Source organism: Gilvimarinus algae (genome assembly GCF_030518215.1).
GTDB lineage: Bacteria > Pseudomonadota > Gammaproteobacteria > Pseudomonadales > Cellvibrionaceae > Gilvimarinus > Gilvimarinus algae.
Genome location: NZ_JAULRT010000062.1, coordinates 261,023 through 276,493 on the forward strand (window position 1 = coordinate 261,023; position 15,471 = coordinate 276,493).

At 58.0% G+C, this 15,471-nt stretch carries 15 protein-coding genes; 12 read left to right on the top strand and 3 right to left on the bottom strand.

Annotated elements, in window-relative coordinates; translation table 11 throughout:
• Positions 1-8: 8 nt before the first annotated feature.
• Positions 9-650, bottom strand: coding sequence for a YgjV family protein (locus tag QWI16_RS15885; protein WP_302714588.1), 642 nt, complete (start codon positions 648-650; stop codon positions 9-11).
• Between the two features lie 91 nt (positions 651-741).
• Between QWI16_RS15885 and QWI16_RS15890 the strand changes: the two genes are divergently transcribed.
• The 11 genes from QWI16_RS15890 (at position 742) to QWI16_RS15940 (ending at position 12,246) form a co-directional block, all read left to right on the top strand.
• Complete coding sequence (locus QWI16_RS15890) at positions 742-2,367, top strand: serine hydrolase domain-containing protein (protein ID WP_302714589.1); 1,626 nt, start codon at positions 742-744, stop codon at positions 2,365-2,367.
• On the top strand, positions 2,364-3,428 hold the full coding sequence (locus QWI16_RS15895) for a sensor histidine kinase (RefSeq protein ID WP_302714591.1): 1,065 nt from the start codon (positions 2,364-2,366) through the stop codon (positions 3,426-3,428). Before QWI16_RS15890 ends, QWI16_RS15895 begins: the two co-directional genes overlap by 4 nt.
• A gap of 2 nt (positions 3,429-3,430) precedes the next feature.
• Positions 3,431-4,126 carry a LytR/AlgR family response regulator transcription factor gene (locus QWI16_RS15900; RefSeq protein ID WP_302714594.1) on the top strand — a complete coding sequence of 232 codons (696 nt, stop codon included), beginning with the start codon at positions 3,431-3,433 and terminating at the stop codon, positions 4,124-4,126.
• A 229-nt stretch (positions 4,127-4,355) separates the two neighbouring features.
• On the top strand, positions 4,356-5,132 hold the full coding sequence (gene tpiA, locus QWI16_RS15905; protein WP_302714595.1) for a triose-phosphate isomerase: 777 nt from the start codon (positions 4,356-4,358) through the stop codon (positions 5,130-5,132).
• Positions 5,129-6,103, top strand: coding sequence for a class 1 fructose-bisphosphatase (locus QWI16_RS15910; protein ID WP_368045302.1), 975 nt, complete (start codon positions 5,129-5,131; stop codon positions 6,101-6,103). Before tpiA ends, QWI16_RS15910 begins: the two co-directional genes overlap by 4 nt.
• Positions 6,104-6,226: 123 nt before the next feature.
• Positions 6,227-6,892 carry a hypothetical protein gene (locus QWI16_RS15915; protein ID WP_302714596.1) on the top strand — a complete coding sequence of 222 codons (666 nt, stop codon included), beginning with the start codon at positions 6,227-6,229 and terminating at the stop codon, positions 6,890-6,892.
• Between the two features lie 90 nt (positions 6,893-6,982).
• Positions 6,983-8,086 (top strand): AI-2E family transporter, encoded by a 1,104-nt coding sequence (locus QWI16_RS15920; RefSeq protein WP_302714597.1) that lies wholly within the window; start codon positions 6,983-6,985, stop codon positions 8,084-8,086.
• Positions 8,079-9,623: an efflux transporter outer membrane subunit gene (locus QWI16_RS15925; protein WP_302714598.1), complete on the top strand. Its 1,545-nt coding sequence runs from the start codon at positions 8,079-8,081 to the stop codon at positions 9,621-9,623. The genes QWI16_RS15920 and QWI16_RS15925 overlap by 8 nt, the downstream gene beginning before the upstream one ends.
• Entirely contained in the window at positions 9,616-10,743 is a 1,128-nt protein-coding gene (locus QWI16_RS15930) for an HlyD family secretion protein (protein WP_302714599.1), read from the top strand. Before QWI16_RS15925 ends, QWI16_RS15930 begins: the two co-directional genes overlap by 8 nt.
• Complete coding sequence (locus tag QWI16_RS15935) at positions 10,743-11,810, top strand: DUF2955 domain-containing protein (RefSeq protein WP_302714600.1); 1,068 nt, start codon at positions 10,743-10,745, stop codon at positions 11,808-11,810. The genes QWI16_RS15930 and QWI16_RS15935 overlap by 1 nt, the downstream gene beginning before the upstream one ends.
• 4 nt (positions 11,811-11,814) lie before the next feature.
• The gene (locus tag QWI16_RS15940) at positions 11,815-12,246 is read left to right on the top strand and encodes an ion channel (protein ID WP_302714601.1); all 432 of its coding nucleotides are present in this window, start codon (positions 11,815-11,817) and stop codon (positions 12,244-12,246) included.
• Here QWI16_RS15940 and QWI16_RS15945 read toward each other — a convergent pair.
• Together QWI16_RS15945 and QWI16_RS15950 are read right to left on the bottom strand one after the other, a co-directional pair.
• Positions 12,243-12,797, bottom strand: a complete 555-nt coding sequence (locus QWI16_RS15945; protein WP_302714602.1) for an acyl-CoA thioesterase — start codon at positions 12,795-12,797, stop codon at positions 12,243-12,245. The two genes, QWI16_RS15940 and QWI16_RS15945, sit on opposite strands and share 4 nt — an antisense overlap.
• Before the next feature lie 116 nt (positions 12,798-12,913).
• Entirely contained in the window at positions 12,914-14,539 is a 1,626-nt protein-coding gene (locus QWI16_RS15950) for an RNA polymerase sigma factor (protein ID WP_302714603.1), read from the bottom strand.
• Positions 14,540-14,846: 307 nt separating this feature from the next.
• On the opposite strand from QWI16_RS15950, the gene QWI16_RS15955 reads away from it, so the two are divergent.
• On the top strand, positions 14,847-15,446 hold the full coding sequence (locus QWI16_RS15955) for a CIA30 family protein (RefSeq protein WP_302714604.1): 600 nt from the start codon (positions 14,847-14,849) through the stop codon (positions 15,444-15,446).
• The last annotated feature ends 25 nt before the right edge of the window (positions 15,447-15,471 follow it).

Below are 15,471 nucleotides of genomic sequence, written 5' to 3' on the forward strand. Positions count from 1 at the left end.
CCTTGTCCTTAGGCGGTGGGGCAGGGCGGCTGCATCAACGGCGCGGCTTTTCGCTCGCGGTACAGGCGATAAATGGTGTTGAGGTTGACGGCAATCAGCGTGGTTTCCAAAAGCGTCAAACCAATAGAGCCGACCACAATATTGTTGCCGAGCCAACAGAGTGCACCGAGTAAAAAACCGATGCGCATGGGAATGCCCTTCAGGCAAAATACCGTGTAGGTGCCGATGCAGCTGCCGACAACGGGCAGCAGGTCGTACCAAGTCTCGGCCAGATAGAGCCCCCAGCCAAGCGTGAGGGCGATAAACCCGTAGGCCACTTGGCGCGAGCTGGTATGCAGTGCCAATGAGGTTCTGAGCAGGGACAACACCGAGCTGGCCACCGCGGTAAAGGCCCCCAGCAGGGCGAAGTGAAAGGCGTGGTTGAGGTTCATGGCCACCATGATCAGCTTGAGTTTGCGATCGTCGCGCTGATAAAAGCAGGCGATGCCAAGCGCAAAGCTGACAAGGCCCACGGCCTGGGCAAAGTTGAATTCTGGTAGGGGCATATAAGGCAAACAGGGGTGGCTGAAAAGCGGCGCTACTTTACCAGAAGCCGTTTGCCTGGGCCAGATGGCCGTGATGCCGCCGGTAAAGCCAGAGAGTAAATACACAGGGTTCTGCGCCCGCTTGTCATAAGCTTTCACCAGCGTTCGGACACTAGACTTACACTGGAGGCTCAAAAATCAATAAGGAGATGAGCAGATGAACAACCCCTTCAAGCGCTTAATACTGGGAATAATGGGCGCCCTGGCGATCAATGCCTCGGCCACTGATTCAACAGGCAGTGGCAATGGCTACAGCTCTGAACTGGACGGTCGCTGGCGCGGTGCGCTGGTGTTTCCCCAGGGCACCAGCCTGACACTGGGCATCAACATTGAGCAGGGCGAAATGACGCTGGACAGCCCCAACCAAGGGATGTTTGGCCGCAAGCCTACTCAGTTCAGCCTGGACGGCAATTCGGTGTCGTTTACCGAAAAAGAGCTCAACGCCAGTTTTGAAGGCGTGCTCGAGGATGGCCGATTAAAGGGCCGTTTTCTTCAGGGCAAGCACGTGGACATCGAGCTGCAAAAGCTCGACGCGGCCGACCGCGAGCGCTTGGTGTTTGAGGGTAGCTACCGCGGTGATTTAATCATCAACAAAAGCGGTACTCTGCCTTTGCAATTGAATGTGGCGGTCCTGGCCGATGGCTACCTGGGAACGCTCGACAGTCCCGCCCAGCACTCCTACGCTATTCCGCTGACGGAGCTGAGCATCAGTGACCAGACGGTGAGTTTTCAATCGCCGATGATTCAGGCCAGCTACACGGGCCGTTTTCGCGGCGGCGCCTACCGGGGCACATTTGTTCAGGGCATGGAGCGTGAGCTGGACTTAAAAAAGGTCTCGGCCGATGAGGAGGGCCAAGCGTCCGTCCCAAAGCCGCAGGCGGGTGATCACGGCGGTGCGCTCGCCGTGATCACCCCGCAGGGTGTCGACAAGCAATTCTACGCCGGGCACGATGCGGCCACCCTGTATGAAATTGGCTCCAATACCAAGACTATGGTGGCCTACTTGCTGGCGCGGGCTCTCGCGGCGGGAAAGGTTTCGGCCAGCACCTCGCTGAGCGATATCTGGCCGGCGGCGCCGGCGGACATCACGCTGGTGGAGCTGGCCAGTCACCGCAGTGGTTTGCCGCGCCTGCCACCGAATATGCGCCTGGACGAGACCACCTACGCCGACCCCTATGCCCACTACGATGGGGCACTGCTGCACAAGGCTTTGGCAGAGCTTGTCCCCGGCGAGAAAGGCTACCTTTACTCCAATTTTGGTTTTGGTGTGCTGGGTGAAGCCCTGGCTGAAAATTCGGGGCTGAGTTTTAGCGAGCTGCTCAATGAGCAATTGCTAAAACCCTTCGCTATGGCGGATACCTACGTTGCCACAGGCGCAGGCGATGCCGCGAAACTGGCACAAGGCTATGACGTGATGGGTGAGCCTGTCTCCGCCTGGCATTTTGATGCCCTGGCTGGCGCCGGGGCGGTGGTCTCCAGTCTGGACGATATGATCAAGTACCTGCAGTCGCTCATGGCTCAAGATGTGGATACGAAAAAATTAATCGGGTTTATGCTTGAGCCCGCCAAGCATTTGGGCGAGTGCTGCACTCACCCACTCGGTTGGATGCTCGATAGCGACGAACAGGGGCGCCCCTATGCCTGGCATGCCGGGCAGACTGCGGGTTTTACCAGCGTTATCGGCTTTTATCTGGACGGCTCGCGCGCTATGGTGTGGCTCAACAATCAATCCATTGAGGTGGGTCCAAGTTTGCTTGCGCCCCTGTTACAGACGTCACGATGAACAGCCTTTTCTACCCCATCTACCAGGCAGCCGGCTGGCTGATGCTCTACGTCGGGGTGACTTTCGCCCTGTACATCCGGCCCTGGTTTACGCCTTTTGAGTTTCTCCACGGCGCGGTGTTAATCGGCAGCGCCGCGCTCTATTCCCATGTGATGCGTGCGGGCTACAAGCGCTGGATCAGGCAGCGGGCGTTTGTTTGGCAGCTGCTGTATTTTTTTCTTAACGCCGGTGCAGGTGGTGCGCTAGCGGGGTTGTTGCTGGTTGCCTGCGTCTGGGCGCTTGCCTCCACGGGAATCACCGACCCGATTGCCAAAGGGCAGGAGGCCATGGTGTTTAAGATGGTGTTCTGGGGTAATGCGATTAACATGGTAACGGCCCTGCTGCTGTGGAGCGGCGGTTACCTGACGGTGATCAAAGCCCGCCAACTGCGCGATGCCAATCAGGCGCTCGCCAGCAGCCAGCTGGATGTGCTGATTCAGCAGTTGAGTCCGCACTTTTTGTTCAATGTGCTCAATAACATTCGCGCCATGATTCTCGACAACCCGACCCGTGCGCGTGAAGCTCTGGCGCAGCTTGCCGATATGCTGCGTTACAACTTGCAGCGCGATAAAAACACCAAGGTGACTCTGGAAGAGGAGCTGGGCGTGGTGGAGCAGTATGTCGCCCTGTGCAAACTCCACTACGAAAATCGGCTGGTGTTTAACGCCCAGATCGATCCGGCGAGCCGCGAGCTGCTCTTGCCGCGCATGCTCTTGCAACTGTGCGTCGAAAACGCAATAAAGCACGGCATCGGCAAGCTGGCCGACGGTGGCGAGGTCACGCTCACAGTGCGAGTGGAGGCCGAGTGTCTCAGTATTGAACTGAGTAACCCCTGCCCGGCGCACCCTGGCGAGCAAAGCGGGCTCAGTACGGGTATTGGCCTGCATAACATCGCCGACAGGCTGGCGCTCATGTACGACAAGTCGCAGGCGAGTGTGAGCTTCAATCGCCGCTGTGCGCAGGGCGATGATCAGTGCACCGCCCACACCTCAATTCTTCTGCCCTGTGAAACGGAAACCTAACTGTGAAAGTGGGTATTGTGGATGACAGCCGCCTGGCACGGCTCGAGCTAAGGGAACAACTGGCACAGATTGACGGCGCCGATCCGGCCTTTGAGGCGGCCAGCGTCGCCGAAGCGCTTGCGGCGCTCAAAGCCCAGTGCGTCGATGTGCTTCTGCTGGACATTGATTTGCCCGACGGCAACGGCTTTGAAGTGTTGGAGCGGGCCAGCAACCCACCCCAGGTGATTTTTGTCACCGCGTTTGATGACTATGCCATCAAATCCTTTGAGGTAAACGCGCTGGATTATTTGCTTAAACCGGTGCGCACCGAGCGCCTTAAAGCCGCGCTCGACAAAGTGCGCAGTGAGTCCCCGCCCCAGGCTTTAGCGGCGGATAAGCGCATTTTTATCAAAGATGGCGAACGCTGTTTTTTTGTCAGCCTAGGGGAGGTATGCGCTTTTGAAGCCATGGGTAATTACACGCGTGTGCACCTGGCCGATGCCGCCCCCAGTGTGTACCGTCCCATCAGCGCCATTGCCGAGCGGCTGGACCCGGAGCAGTACTTTCGCGCCAGCCGTAGCTGGATCGTCAATACCGCTTATATTGCCCGCATTGAGCCCGCCGTCAGTGGCGGGCTGGATGTTACTCTCGCCAACGGGTTGGAGGTGCCCATCTCCAAGCGTCAGGCCGCCGAGTTCCGGCGCTTGTGGTCGCTCTAACTATTTGGTCAGGCCAAAATAGGGCGTGCACAAAGAAACCGGTTTCCCTGCGCCAGGGCTCTTTTTGCCCCAATAGCACGATGTTGTCTGTTTTTCCCGGCTAGCACCTGCCGAATACGCTTTATTTTGGATAGGCCAATATTTTAGTGTAGAATAAATTGGTAAGCCCAAATTTAACAAGTGGTTAGGCATTTCTCCCCCTTGTAGAGAGCAGTGTAAGGAACCCGTAATGAAGCAACGCGCTCCGCTCGTGGTAGCGAACTGGAAATTAAACGGGGGCACCGATCTCATGTGTGCCTCGGTGGCCTCATTTGTCAAAAAGCGCTTTAAGGCCGCTATCGGCATTGCGCCGCCCTATGTCTACATCAGCGATATGGTCAGCTTTTTGCGCAACTCCAATATCATGGTGGGCAGTCAGAATGTGAGTAAATTTGCCTCCGGTGCCTTTACCGGCGAGACGTCGGCGCAAATGCTCAAAGAGGTGGGTTGCGGTTTCTGCTTGATCGGCCACTCCGAGCGCCGCCAGGTCTTTCTGGAAAACGACGCCTCCTGCCACACCAAAATCGAGCGGGCCCTGGCAGCTGGGTTGATGCCCATTCTTTGCGTGGGGGAGAACAGCCAGCAGCACGAGCTGGGGCTGACTCATGATATTCTCTATCGTCAACTGCATCAGGCACTCGATGGCGTCAGCCTGCAGGGGCAGCGTTTGTGCATCGCCTACGAGCCGGTGTGGGCCATAGGCACGGGCAAGGCCGCCAGTGCCGCGCAGGTGCAAGAGGTGCACGAGTACATCCGCCAGGAGCTCGGGGCTATTCTCGGCGCTGGCGTCGCCGGTCAGGTGGATATCCTCTACGGGGGCAGCGTGAAAAAAGACAACGCCGCCGAGCTTTTGGCAATGCCCAATGTGGACGGCCTGCTGGTCGGGGGCGCCAGCCTGGACCCCGACCACTTTGCCGAGATCTGCGCCATCGCCAATGAGCTGGCCCCCCATCAAGAGGCGCAATGATGCACACACTGTCCAGTCAATTGCGCAGCGACGGCGTCGCCCCCGAACTTGAATTGCTGATCGGCGAGCTGGCCGCGGCGAGCAAAACCATCTCTGCCAAAGTACGCCAGGGTGCTCTGGCCGGTGTGCTCGGCAGTGCCGGGCATGAGAACGTGCAGGGAGAGACCCAGAAAAAATTGGACGTGATCGCCAACGACGTTCTCAAGCAAACCCTCGGCCGTCTGGCGCAGGTGCGCGCGCTCGCCTCGGAAGAAGAGGATCATCCCGTGCCCTGCCATGTGGAAGGTGCTTACCTGGTCGCCTTTGATCCGCTGGATGGCTCATCCAATATCGATATCAACGGCCAGATTGGTACCATTTTTACCGTCTATCCCGCGCGCGACGATGTGCCGGCACTCTCTCCAGAGCAATTTGCGCAATCAGGTCGCGCTCAAGTCTGCGCCGGCTATGTGCTCTACGGTCCTTCCACTCAGTTGGTGCTCACCACCGGCGGCCCTGTGCGCCTGTACACCCTGGCGCAGGACGGCGGCTTCGTACTCACGCAAGAGGCGCTTCGCATCGAGCCCGAGTGCAGTGAGTTTGCCGTCAATCTCGCCAACTTCCGCCACTGGTCGGCGCCGGTACAGGCTTACATTCAAAAATTGCAGGCCGGTGTCGATGGCCCGCGCGGCCGGGATTTCAATATGCGCTGGAACGGCGCCATGGTTGGCGATGTTCATCGGGTGCTGATGCGCGGCGGCATTTTCCTCTACCCGGCCAATACCCAAAGCAAGGTGCACAATGGCAAGCTGCGTTTGTTGTATGAGGCGCACCCCATGGCACTGCTGGTGGAAAATGCCGGCGGGCGCGCCAGCGACGGGCAGGGGGATATTCTGGACCGGGTGGCCGATCAGTTGCACCAGCGCGTCCCCGTCGTTTTGGGCGCTGCCTGTGAAGTGCAGTTGGTTGTCGAAACGCTCGCCCAGGGCTAAGGGCCGCTGCTTTTGCCATCATAGTGTGCTTTACTTGGAGTTCGCTGACCCGGGGGTAGGCTCCGCCAAACCATTGGCCAGGAGCAAGGGGACGCTGTCTTTGTATCCAAGGGAGGAAGCACAATGAAGACCACGCGCACACTGATCAGCCTGAGCCTGCTTGCGGTATTGACCGCCTGCAACGATGGCAAAGACACTAGCACCGCCGAGGCGCCCGCACCGGCAAAACCCGTTCCTGAGGCTATGGCCCAGGTCGATCCCGCCGCCTCAAGCATACCCACCGAGAGCGCCGGGGCGAGTGACAAACCCTTCGTCGTCCTGACAGAAACCGAAGAAATCACCGCCATAGTCGCCGCCATTAATCACGAAACCCGTGAGGTTACCCTTCAGCTTGAGTCGGGCGAGATCAGCTTTGTCGCCGGCGACGAGGTGCAAAATCTGGAGCAGGTTCAGGTGGGCGATGAGGTCGTGGCCGCCTACCTGAGTCAACTTACCATGGAGCTGATCGACGGCGAGGGTTTGGAAGCTGGCGAGGGCCTGATTGAGATCGCCGAGCGCGCCGAAAAGGGCGAGCTGCCCGGCATGATGAGCGAGCAAACCGAGGTGCGGGTGTTTATGGTCGAAGCCATCGACCTTGAAGACAACACCTTCAAGCTGCGCAACGCCGACGGTGAGGTGCGTGAGTTTACTGCCAGCCACCGGGAAAACCTTAAGCTCGCCGACGTGGGCGACGCGCTTGTGGTCACCACCACCGAGATGGTGGCCGTGGGTGTCGTGCGGGCCGAGTAACACGGTTTAAGAGGCGCTGCCCCGGCAAATAACTCGCCGGGCGAGCGCCGCTGCTTGATACCACTCCAGAGATAGGGATACATCAACTCAATGAACGCTTCCGCCTCTCCCGTCATCGACGTGGCCATTCGTCTGGGCTTGATTGCCCTTATGGTCTTTTTATCGTTCCTTTACTTGCAGCCGTTTTTGGGGCTGATGTTGTGGGCCATGATTCTCGCCATAGCTCTCTACCCGGTGCACGCCAAAATTGCTTCCAAATTGGGAGGGCGCGATGGCCGGGCCGCCACAGTGCTGGTGCTGGGCATTGTGCTGGTGATTGGCGCGCCTACAGTGATGCTCAGCGTCTCCCTGGTGGATCATGCGCTGAGTCTGTACAACCAAGTGATCGCCGGTTCGCTGAGTATTCCCGAGCCTTCTGACAAGGTGGCGGGTTGGCCAGTGGTGGGCGAGCGAATCGACACTGCCTGGCGCGCGGCATCGCAAAACCTGCAAGCTTTCACCGCCGCCCACGAGCAGCAAATTCGCGAACTGGCGCATCATATGATGTCGCTGTTTGGCAGTGTGATTACTACCTCTTTGGCGTTTTTAGCGGCGTTTATTATCGCCGGCATTTTTATGGCCTATGCCAAGCCAGGCGCGCAAACCACAGGCCGCATTTTTCGCAGAATCTGTGGCCCCGAAGTGGGCGATGAGCTGCACATTTTAAGTGTGGCCACGGTGCGCTCGGTCGCGGTTGGAGTGATCGGCGTCGCCTTTATTCAGGCGCTCTTGTTGGGGGTGGGCTTCTTGCTCGCCGGCATTCCTGCGGCTGGGCTCTTGGCACTGGCGGTATTGGTGTGTGGCATTGTGCAACTGCCGGCGGCGATTTTTGTTATTCCGGTGGTGGCCTGGTTGTGGATGGCCGGCGATGCTTCGCTGCTGACCAATATTCTTCTCTCGGTCTATTTAGTGGTGTCGGGTCTGGCAGACAATGTTCTCAAGCCTATGCTGCTTGGCCGAGGCTTGGCCGTGCCTATGCCGGTTATCTTGCTGGGCGCACTGGGCGGTATGTTTGTCAGCGGCCTCATAGGTTTGTTTATCGGCGCGGTGGTCTTGGCGGTGAGTTATCAGTTGTTTATGGCCTGGGTGAACGAGGGTAAACATCTGGAAGAAAAAGTCGCAAAGTTGCAAGAGGGCGCCGCGACCGGTGATTAAGCTTGCCCGTACCCGCGTTAATATATGGACTAAGGGCGCAGCGCTGGCGGCCTGTTTGGGCGCGGTGGCTTGTGCACCTTTGGGACCGGATTTTCAGGAACCGCAGGTCGATTGGCTGGCCAACTGGCAGCCAGAACTGTACGGCCCCATGCAAAACGGATCGCCCGCTACCGATCTAAGCCAGTGGTGGCAACGCTTTAATGACCCGGTACTTAATGAGTTAATCGTCGCCGCGCGCGAGCAGAGTCCCAGCCTTAAGATCGCCGGTTTGCGCATTCTAGAAAGCCGTGCGCTCCTGGGCGTGGCCAGCGGCGCGCGCTATCCGCAAGTGCAGCAAATTTCTGCCCAAGGCGCCTATGCCGGCAAAAAGCGCGGCGGTGGCGAGTACCGCGATTTCACGACCAGTCAGGCGGCTTTTACCATTGGATGGGAAATGGATTTTTGGGGCCGTTTTCGGCGCGCAGTGGAGTCGGCTGATGCCGCTTACTTTGCCTCGTTGAGCAATTATCACGACGCTCAGGTACTCTTGGCCTCGCAGGTGGCCAGCCTCTACTACGGTATTAAAACCACGCTGCAGCGCATTGAAATTGCGCAGAACAACTTAACCCTGCAAGAGCGCAGCTACGAGATTACCGAACAGTTGTTCAATGAAGGCCAGGATTCCGAGCTGGATTTGCAGCAGGCAAAATCGCAGTATTTATCCACCAAGGCGACGATTCCGGGTTTACGCCTGGCACTGCAACAACAGCGCAACGCCCTGAGCGCATTGCTAAGCCGCGCACCCAACGATCTACCTGAGCTCGAGACCATCGACAGCACATTGCCGCAGGTGGATGCGCAAACGGTGACGGACATCCCCGCACAGCTTATTTTGCGCCGCCCGGATGTGCGCACTGCTGCCTGGCAGGCAGCCGCGCAATCGGCGCAAGTGGGCATTGCCGAGGCGGACTTGTATCCGTCACTGTCGCTGTTTGGCACTGTGGGTTGGTCCGGCAATGATATCGACATCGTCGACGATGTGATCAGCGTGGCTGCCGGACCGTCGCTCAGTTGGAATATTTTTAATTACGGGCGCATCAAAAATAACGTACGGATGCAGGATGCGCGCTTGCAGCAGGCTTTAGAGGCCTACCAGGCGAGTGTATTAAACGCCGCTCGCGAAATCGACGACGCCGCCAACCGCGTGGCGCAAACCCAGATTAGCCAGCAAATATTGGACGAGGCCTTAACCGCCGCTGAGCGCTCCTTGGCGATTGCTACACGCCGCTATCAGGAGGGCTACTCCGATTTTCAGCGTGTGCTGGATGCCCAGGCCAGTACCTTTCGCCAGTCTGATCGCGCGGTGACCAATCGCGGCGATCACATCGCCGCGATTATCGGTTTGTATCAGGCGCTCGGTGGTGGCTGGCAGCAGGCAAATATTGACACTATTGTTCCTGCCAATACCCGCGAGACCCTCGAGCAAAGAACCGATTGGGGCGATCTGTTAAAGGCGCCACTGGACTACCCGCCAGAACAAGGACATACCCATGAATGAACCTGCCCAACAACAAGCCCCGGCGGCCGATGTACCCTCTGCAGGTAAAGCCGTATCGCGCGGCGCGGTCATTGCGCTGGTGGTCGTGTTGCTCACTTTACTTTGGCACCTGCTGGCCGATCGCTTTACCCCTTACACCTCACAGGCGCGGGTGCAGGGTTATGTGGTGGGAGTGGCGCCCAAGGTGGCCGGTGTACTGACCGATGTTTGGGTCAAAAATAACGAGCGGGTAGAGGCGGGCGAAAAGCTGTTTGCCATTGATCAGTCACAGTACAAGATTGCTTTACAACAGGCTGAGTCCAATTTAAACAACACTCAAAACCAGGTGGCAGCGGGCGATGCCGGTGTGGAAAAAGCGCGTGCCGGGCTGCGCGCCGCCCAGGCCGGCCAGCAAAAAGCCGAACAGGATTACACCCGCTTAAAGCGCTTGCGTGAAAGCGATCCGGGCACCATCTCCGAGCGGCGCCTGGAAATGTCAGCGGCCACACTGGAGCAGTCCAAGGCTCAGGTGGCAGCGGCCCAGGCGGACATTCAGCGTGCCATCGAGCAAAAAGGCGGCGACTCGGCGGACACCAATACTCTGTTGCAAACCGCGCAGGCGGCGGTGGATAAAGCCACTCTGGATTTGAACAACACCACGGTCGTCGCGCAGGCGGCCGGGGTGGTGACGGATTTACGGGCCGAGGTGGGCCAGTTTGCCGGCACCGGCACTCCGGTGCTGACCCTGGTGGCCATTGAAGATGTCTGGGTTAACGCGGACTTTACCGAAAACAACCTGGGTCATTTAAAGCCGGGTACCAAGGTGGAAATACTGCTGGACTCTTTGCCCGGGCACATCCTCAAGGGCCGCATCAGAAGTATCGGCGTTGGCGTCAGTGCCGGTCAGCCTGCTCACGCAGGTGCCTTGCCCAGCGTGCAGAACAACCGCGACTGGCTGCGCCAGGCACAGCGTTTTCCGGTGCAAGTCGAATTTGCCGAGTCGCTGCCTCCTGAGGCGATACAACAATTGCGCATTGGTGGCCAGGCATCGGTGATTGCCTACACCGAGGGTCACGGCTTTTTGGCCCTGCTCGGCAAGCTCTATATACGCCTGCACAGTATTCTTACCTACGCTTACTGATGATCTTGACCCGAACGGCTCAGCGATTCGCACGACCGCGCTTGCCGCTGGCGGCCAGGCGCGCCTATCGTCTCGCCATCAGCACCAGCTTGGTGTTGGCCATGGCCTACGGCTTGGGTTTGGCGATACCGTTTGTCGCGCCTTTGTTTGTGGTGATTTTATCGGCGAAACCCGCGCCGCCGCCAGGGCCAAAGCAGTTGTTGCTGTTATTGGCGGTGGTGATGGTCAGCCTGGGGGTGGGCGTTTTTCTTGGGCCGCTCTTGCAAGGGGCACCCTTGCCGGCGCTGGCAATTATTATTGCCGGTTTGTATCTCAGTAGTCGGCTGGCGTTGCAACCGGGCAAGGCGGCGGTGGGCACCTTGTTGGCTCTCGGGGTAACGGTTATTGCCGCAGCAAGCAGCATCAGCCCAACCCTGGCATCGATGTTGATCTCCACCTTGGTGGTAGGGATAGCGCTCGCCGTCTTGGGACAGTGGTTGGTCTACCCATTTTTTCCGGAAGATCCTGCCCCGAAAATGACGGCGCCAGAATCGGGTGCGGTAGTGGATGCTCACTGGCTATGTTGGCGCGCGACCGCGATTGTCCTTCCCGCCTTTTTGCTCACACTCACCAATCCAGCGGCGTATTTGCCGCTAACGGTAAAAAGCATTCTGCTGGGGCGTGAGGCGTCGCAGTTAAGCTTGCGTGAGGCCAGCCGCGAAATGATCGGCTCGACCTTGCTGGGCGGTTGTTGCGCTATTGTTGTCTGGAGTTTGCTCAGCCTGGCGGTCAATTTGTGGTTTTACTTTTCCTGGATGCTGCTGATGTGTCTGTTGCTCGCGAGCGCTATGTATGGCGCCTGGCGTACAGGTTTAAAACCGTCTTTCTGGATGGCCACCATGACCACCATGATTATTTTACTGGGCGCTGCGGTACAGGACAGCGCTAACGGCAAAGATGTGTACCAGGCCTTTTTGGTGCGTATGGCGCTGTTTCTGGCCGTGGCGGTCTATGCCGGCGCGGCCATGGCAATGCTGGAGTACTGGCGCGCTCGGAAGATACAACATTTGCGAAACAGCGGAAGGTAAAACCATGTTGATTAACTTTCTACTCGGACTTTCCATGATGGTGCTTTGCCTTTTTTTGCAGGGCATGCTGGTCCTGGCGGCGCTGCGCTTTCTGGTGAAAAGAGCGCACAAGCTTCATTCTACCTTTTGGCTGTCCATGCGCGTTACCGCAGGTATGATGTTTATTTTGATTGTCGGCAATATCGCCCAGGTGATTGCCTGGGGCACGCTCTTTTACGGCTTGGGTGAATTTGCCGACTACTCGCAGGCGGTGTATCACTCCGCCGTCAACTTTGCGACCTTGGGGTACGGTGATATTGTCATGTCGGAAAAGCATGAGCTGCTCGGGCCGCTGGAGGCGCTCAACGGCGCCTTGATGATTGGCGTGTCCACGGCCGCTCTGTCGCGAGCGTTTTCAGAGGTACTGAAAGATCACCTGCCGGACAAAGCGCTTTAGGAAAGAGCGATGCGGCAGTTTTCTTCGGCGAGGCTTTGCGTCTCGCGGGCAATGTCCACCTCTGAAGGCAGGGTTTGAAACGCCTGCCGGTAGTCGGCTTTCATTTTTTTGCGGATCTTGCCCCAGATAAACCGTTTGACTTCCACATCTTCTTCCAGAATCAAGCCCGGTACCGCAACGGGCTTTCGGGTTTGTTCGTCAATGGCCACCATGGTGAAGTAAGAAGTGTTGGTGTGCTTGGTGATGCCGTGCTGAAAATCCTCGGAGTACACCTTTATCCCCACCTCCATGGATGAGCGCCCCACATAATTCACTGAGGCCATCAGCGTTACCAGCTCGCCCACCTCTACGGGGTTAACGAAATTCACCGAGTCCACCGAGGCGGTCACGCAATAGGCGCGTGAATGGCTGGCGGCGGTGGTGTAGGCAATTTTATCCATCAGTGACAAGATAATCCCGCCATGCACTTTACCGCCAAAGTTGGAGTAGGAGGGAATCATCAGCTCTTTGAGAATATTCTGCGAGGACTTTACCGTGCGAAACTCGGTCATGGTTGGCGATCACTGTATGGGGTTGGTGTTATTGAGGCACTAGCGCCGTCAATGCCGCGGCGCGTTAACGCCATAGTACCGTTATTTTTACACGCCTTGAAACCCTGGCCGCAGAATCAGTGTACCGGGGTGTCTTGCCGGCCCATGCGCTTGCGCACCATTTTCGCGTGCCACATTGCGGGCACGATCACCAATACCGACATGACACCCAGCACCCACAAGTGATGCTGCTCCAGCGCGCCTAAATTCACCAGTCCGGCGGCCTGCTCGTTGTTGATCAGCCGGGCAAAGGCCAGCGGGCCAATGGCCGCCTCCCGCGCCACCGCGAAACCACCGCTAAAGGCGGTGTCCCAGCCGAGGGCGGAGAGTGAGCCATAGGCTTTGTAGGCGATACTGGAGGCGCCAAAACCAATAAAGCCTACGGCCAGTGTGCCGAGGGCAATCAGGCCAAAACCCAGTGCGCCAATGCTGATGAAACCGACCGAGACAATCCCCACGCTCACGGGCGCAACGGCTAAACCGCCCCAGGCAAAGAGCAAACCATAGGCTCTGTCGCCACCGGCAATCCACGCCAGCGCCGGCTTGTCGCCCGCCTCGGGCATGCCGAGTTTGAAGTGCAGCAACGCAATACCGCCCAGCGTCCAGCGGCTTTTGATTTCGCGCCGTGTTGAGCCGGGCGCATCGGACTCGTGCGTAAAGGCCTCAGGCAGACGCGCGCGCTCCTGGGCCCTGAGCTTGGGTTGTCTTTTTAACATCCATACCAGCAACCACAGGTAGGTCGCACCAAAGGCCAGCACCAGCAGTTGGGAGCTTAAAGCGTAAGCCGCGGCCATCTCAGGCGCGCCCTTTGCCAGGTGCTCCAGCAAAAACATGCCCGCTACAAACACACCGGCAACCGCGAAAAACAGCGAAACAATCACGATGGCTGCGCGCTTTTCTTTGGCTGTGCGGGACTGGTCAAGGCTCGCTCTGACACTAAAGAAGGAGCCAATCACCCCGGAGAAGGACGCCAGCAGCGTCACCAGGCTCGCCCACTTAAACACGCTGCCCGCGTGCGAGGCACCGATCCCCAAGGCTGCAGCCTGGGCTTTGGGGGCGCCAATACCACTGATGGCCGTCAACACCGAGAGCGTAAAGGCGGCGCCGGGCTTGCTCTTTTCAAGCGCGTTTTCAACAAAGTCCATCATGGCTTTTTGCAGGATTTTTCGCCCGCGCGAGAGGCGCTGTTTAACCGCGTCTTCGCTTAGGTCCAGCTCGTTGGCCACATGCTCTACCGAGCGTTGCTCGCGGTAAAACAAAATGAGCGGCTCGCGATAGGTATCCGGTAATTTTTCCAGAGCCTGCCACAGCAGTGTCTGCTCTTGTTGCTGAATCAGCGTGTCATCAATGCTCGCCTGCTCACTGGCGGGCTCTGTGGTTTCATCGTGCTCGCCCAGTGGTTGCCGGGCGGCAGAGCGCCGGTGGCGGCTGACTTTAAACCGCAGTATCCCGCACAGCCAGGCTTTGAGTTTTTCCGGGTCGCTCAGGGTATCGAGTTTGCGCCAGGCCTCCACAAACGCCTCTTGGGCAATGTCTTCACTGTGCTTGAAATCGCCCACTGACGAGTAGGCCAGCGAACACAGCAGGCTTTGGTAGCGACTGACGACCTCGCCAAAGGCATCGCGGTCGCCCCCCAGACAAGCCATCACGAGAGTGGCATCGCTGGAGTCTTTATAGGGCAGGGTCTTTTTGAAAAAGCTCATAGGGTCCATTTCCGGCTGAAGTCGATGTAAACCACTTATCGGTCTGGCAATAACAATTACCACGTGAATAAGTGCCACTTCAGGGCCATGAGGTGACAGGTTTTCTTATTTTTTATCGCATCCGGCTCTGAGATCCACTGTAGGGGCCAGCTCGGGGGCGATTGATGCATCTGCAGGGCTAATCATTCCCCGAATCAGAAAAAACTGCAAATTTCCTGTCACCTTTTCCTCGCGGCTTGGCACTTATGCCCAAACACCCAGGCACAAGCCTGAACCTTAATGGCCTTAAATGACGAGGAGATACACCATGAAAGCACGCACTCTTACACCAGTAGCACCTATAAAGTCACTGGCTCTGGCGGCATTGCTGACGCTGTCTGCCACCGCTCTTGCCGAGCCTTTAAAACCGCTGGTGGATGATTTTGCCACCGCCGGCAATAACAGCCTGGGGCTGCAGCGCCAGTACATCAGCGACAGCGTCGCCGGTGGTGCCAGCACCATGAACCACACATTGGCCGATGGCGTCTTGACCGTATCGGGCGAGATCGTACCGGCGCGTGGCCAACTGGGTTGGACCTCCTGCGCTCTGCCGCTGAATGCCCAGGGTCTGGCTCAGAACGCCGCGGCCTACCAGGGTGTGCTGCTGCGCATCAAAGTAAGCGAGGGCAATGTCTCGCTCACGGTCAACAGCACGGAGGTGACCAACTTTGATTACCATGCCGCGCCTCTGGCGGTGCCCGCCGATGGCCAGTTCCACGAGGTAAAAGTCCCATTTTCCAGTCTGCAGCGCGCCTGGTCAGAGCAGATTCCCCTGAACCCCAGCACCTTAAACGGCTTGAGCATTGTCGCCTACAGCCCGCAAGCGGCGCCCTTTGAATATCAACTCGATGAAGTGCGCTTTTACTGATTAATAAGCGCCGCGGTAGCGGCGC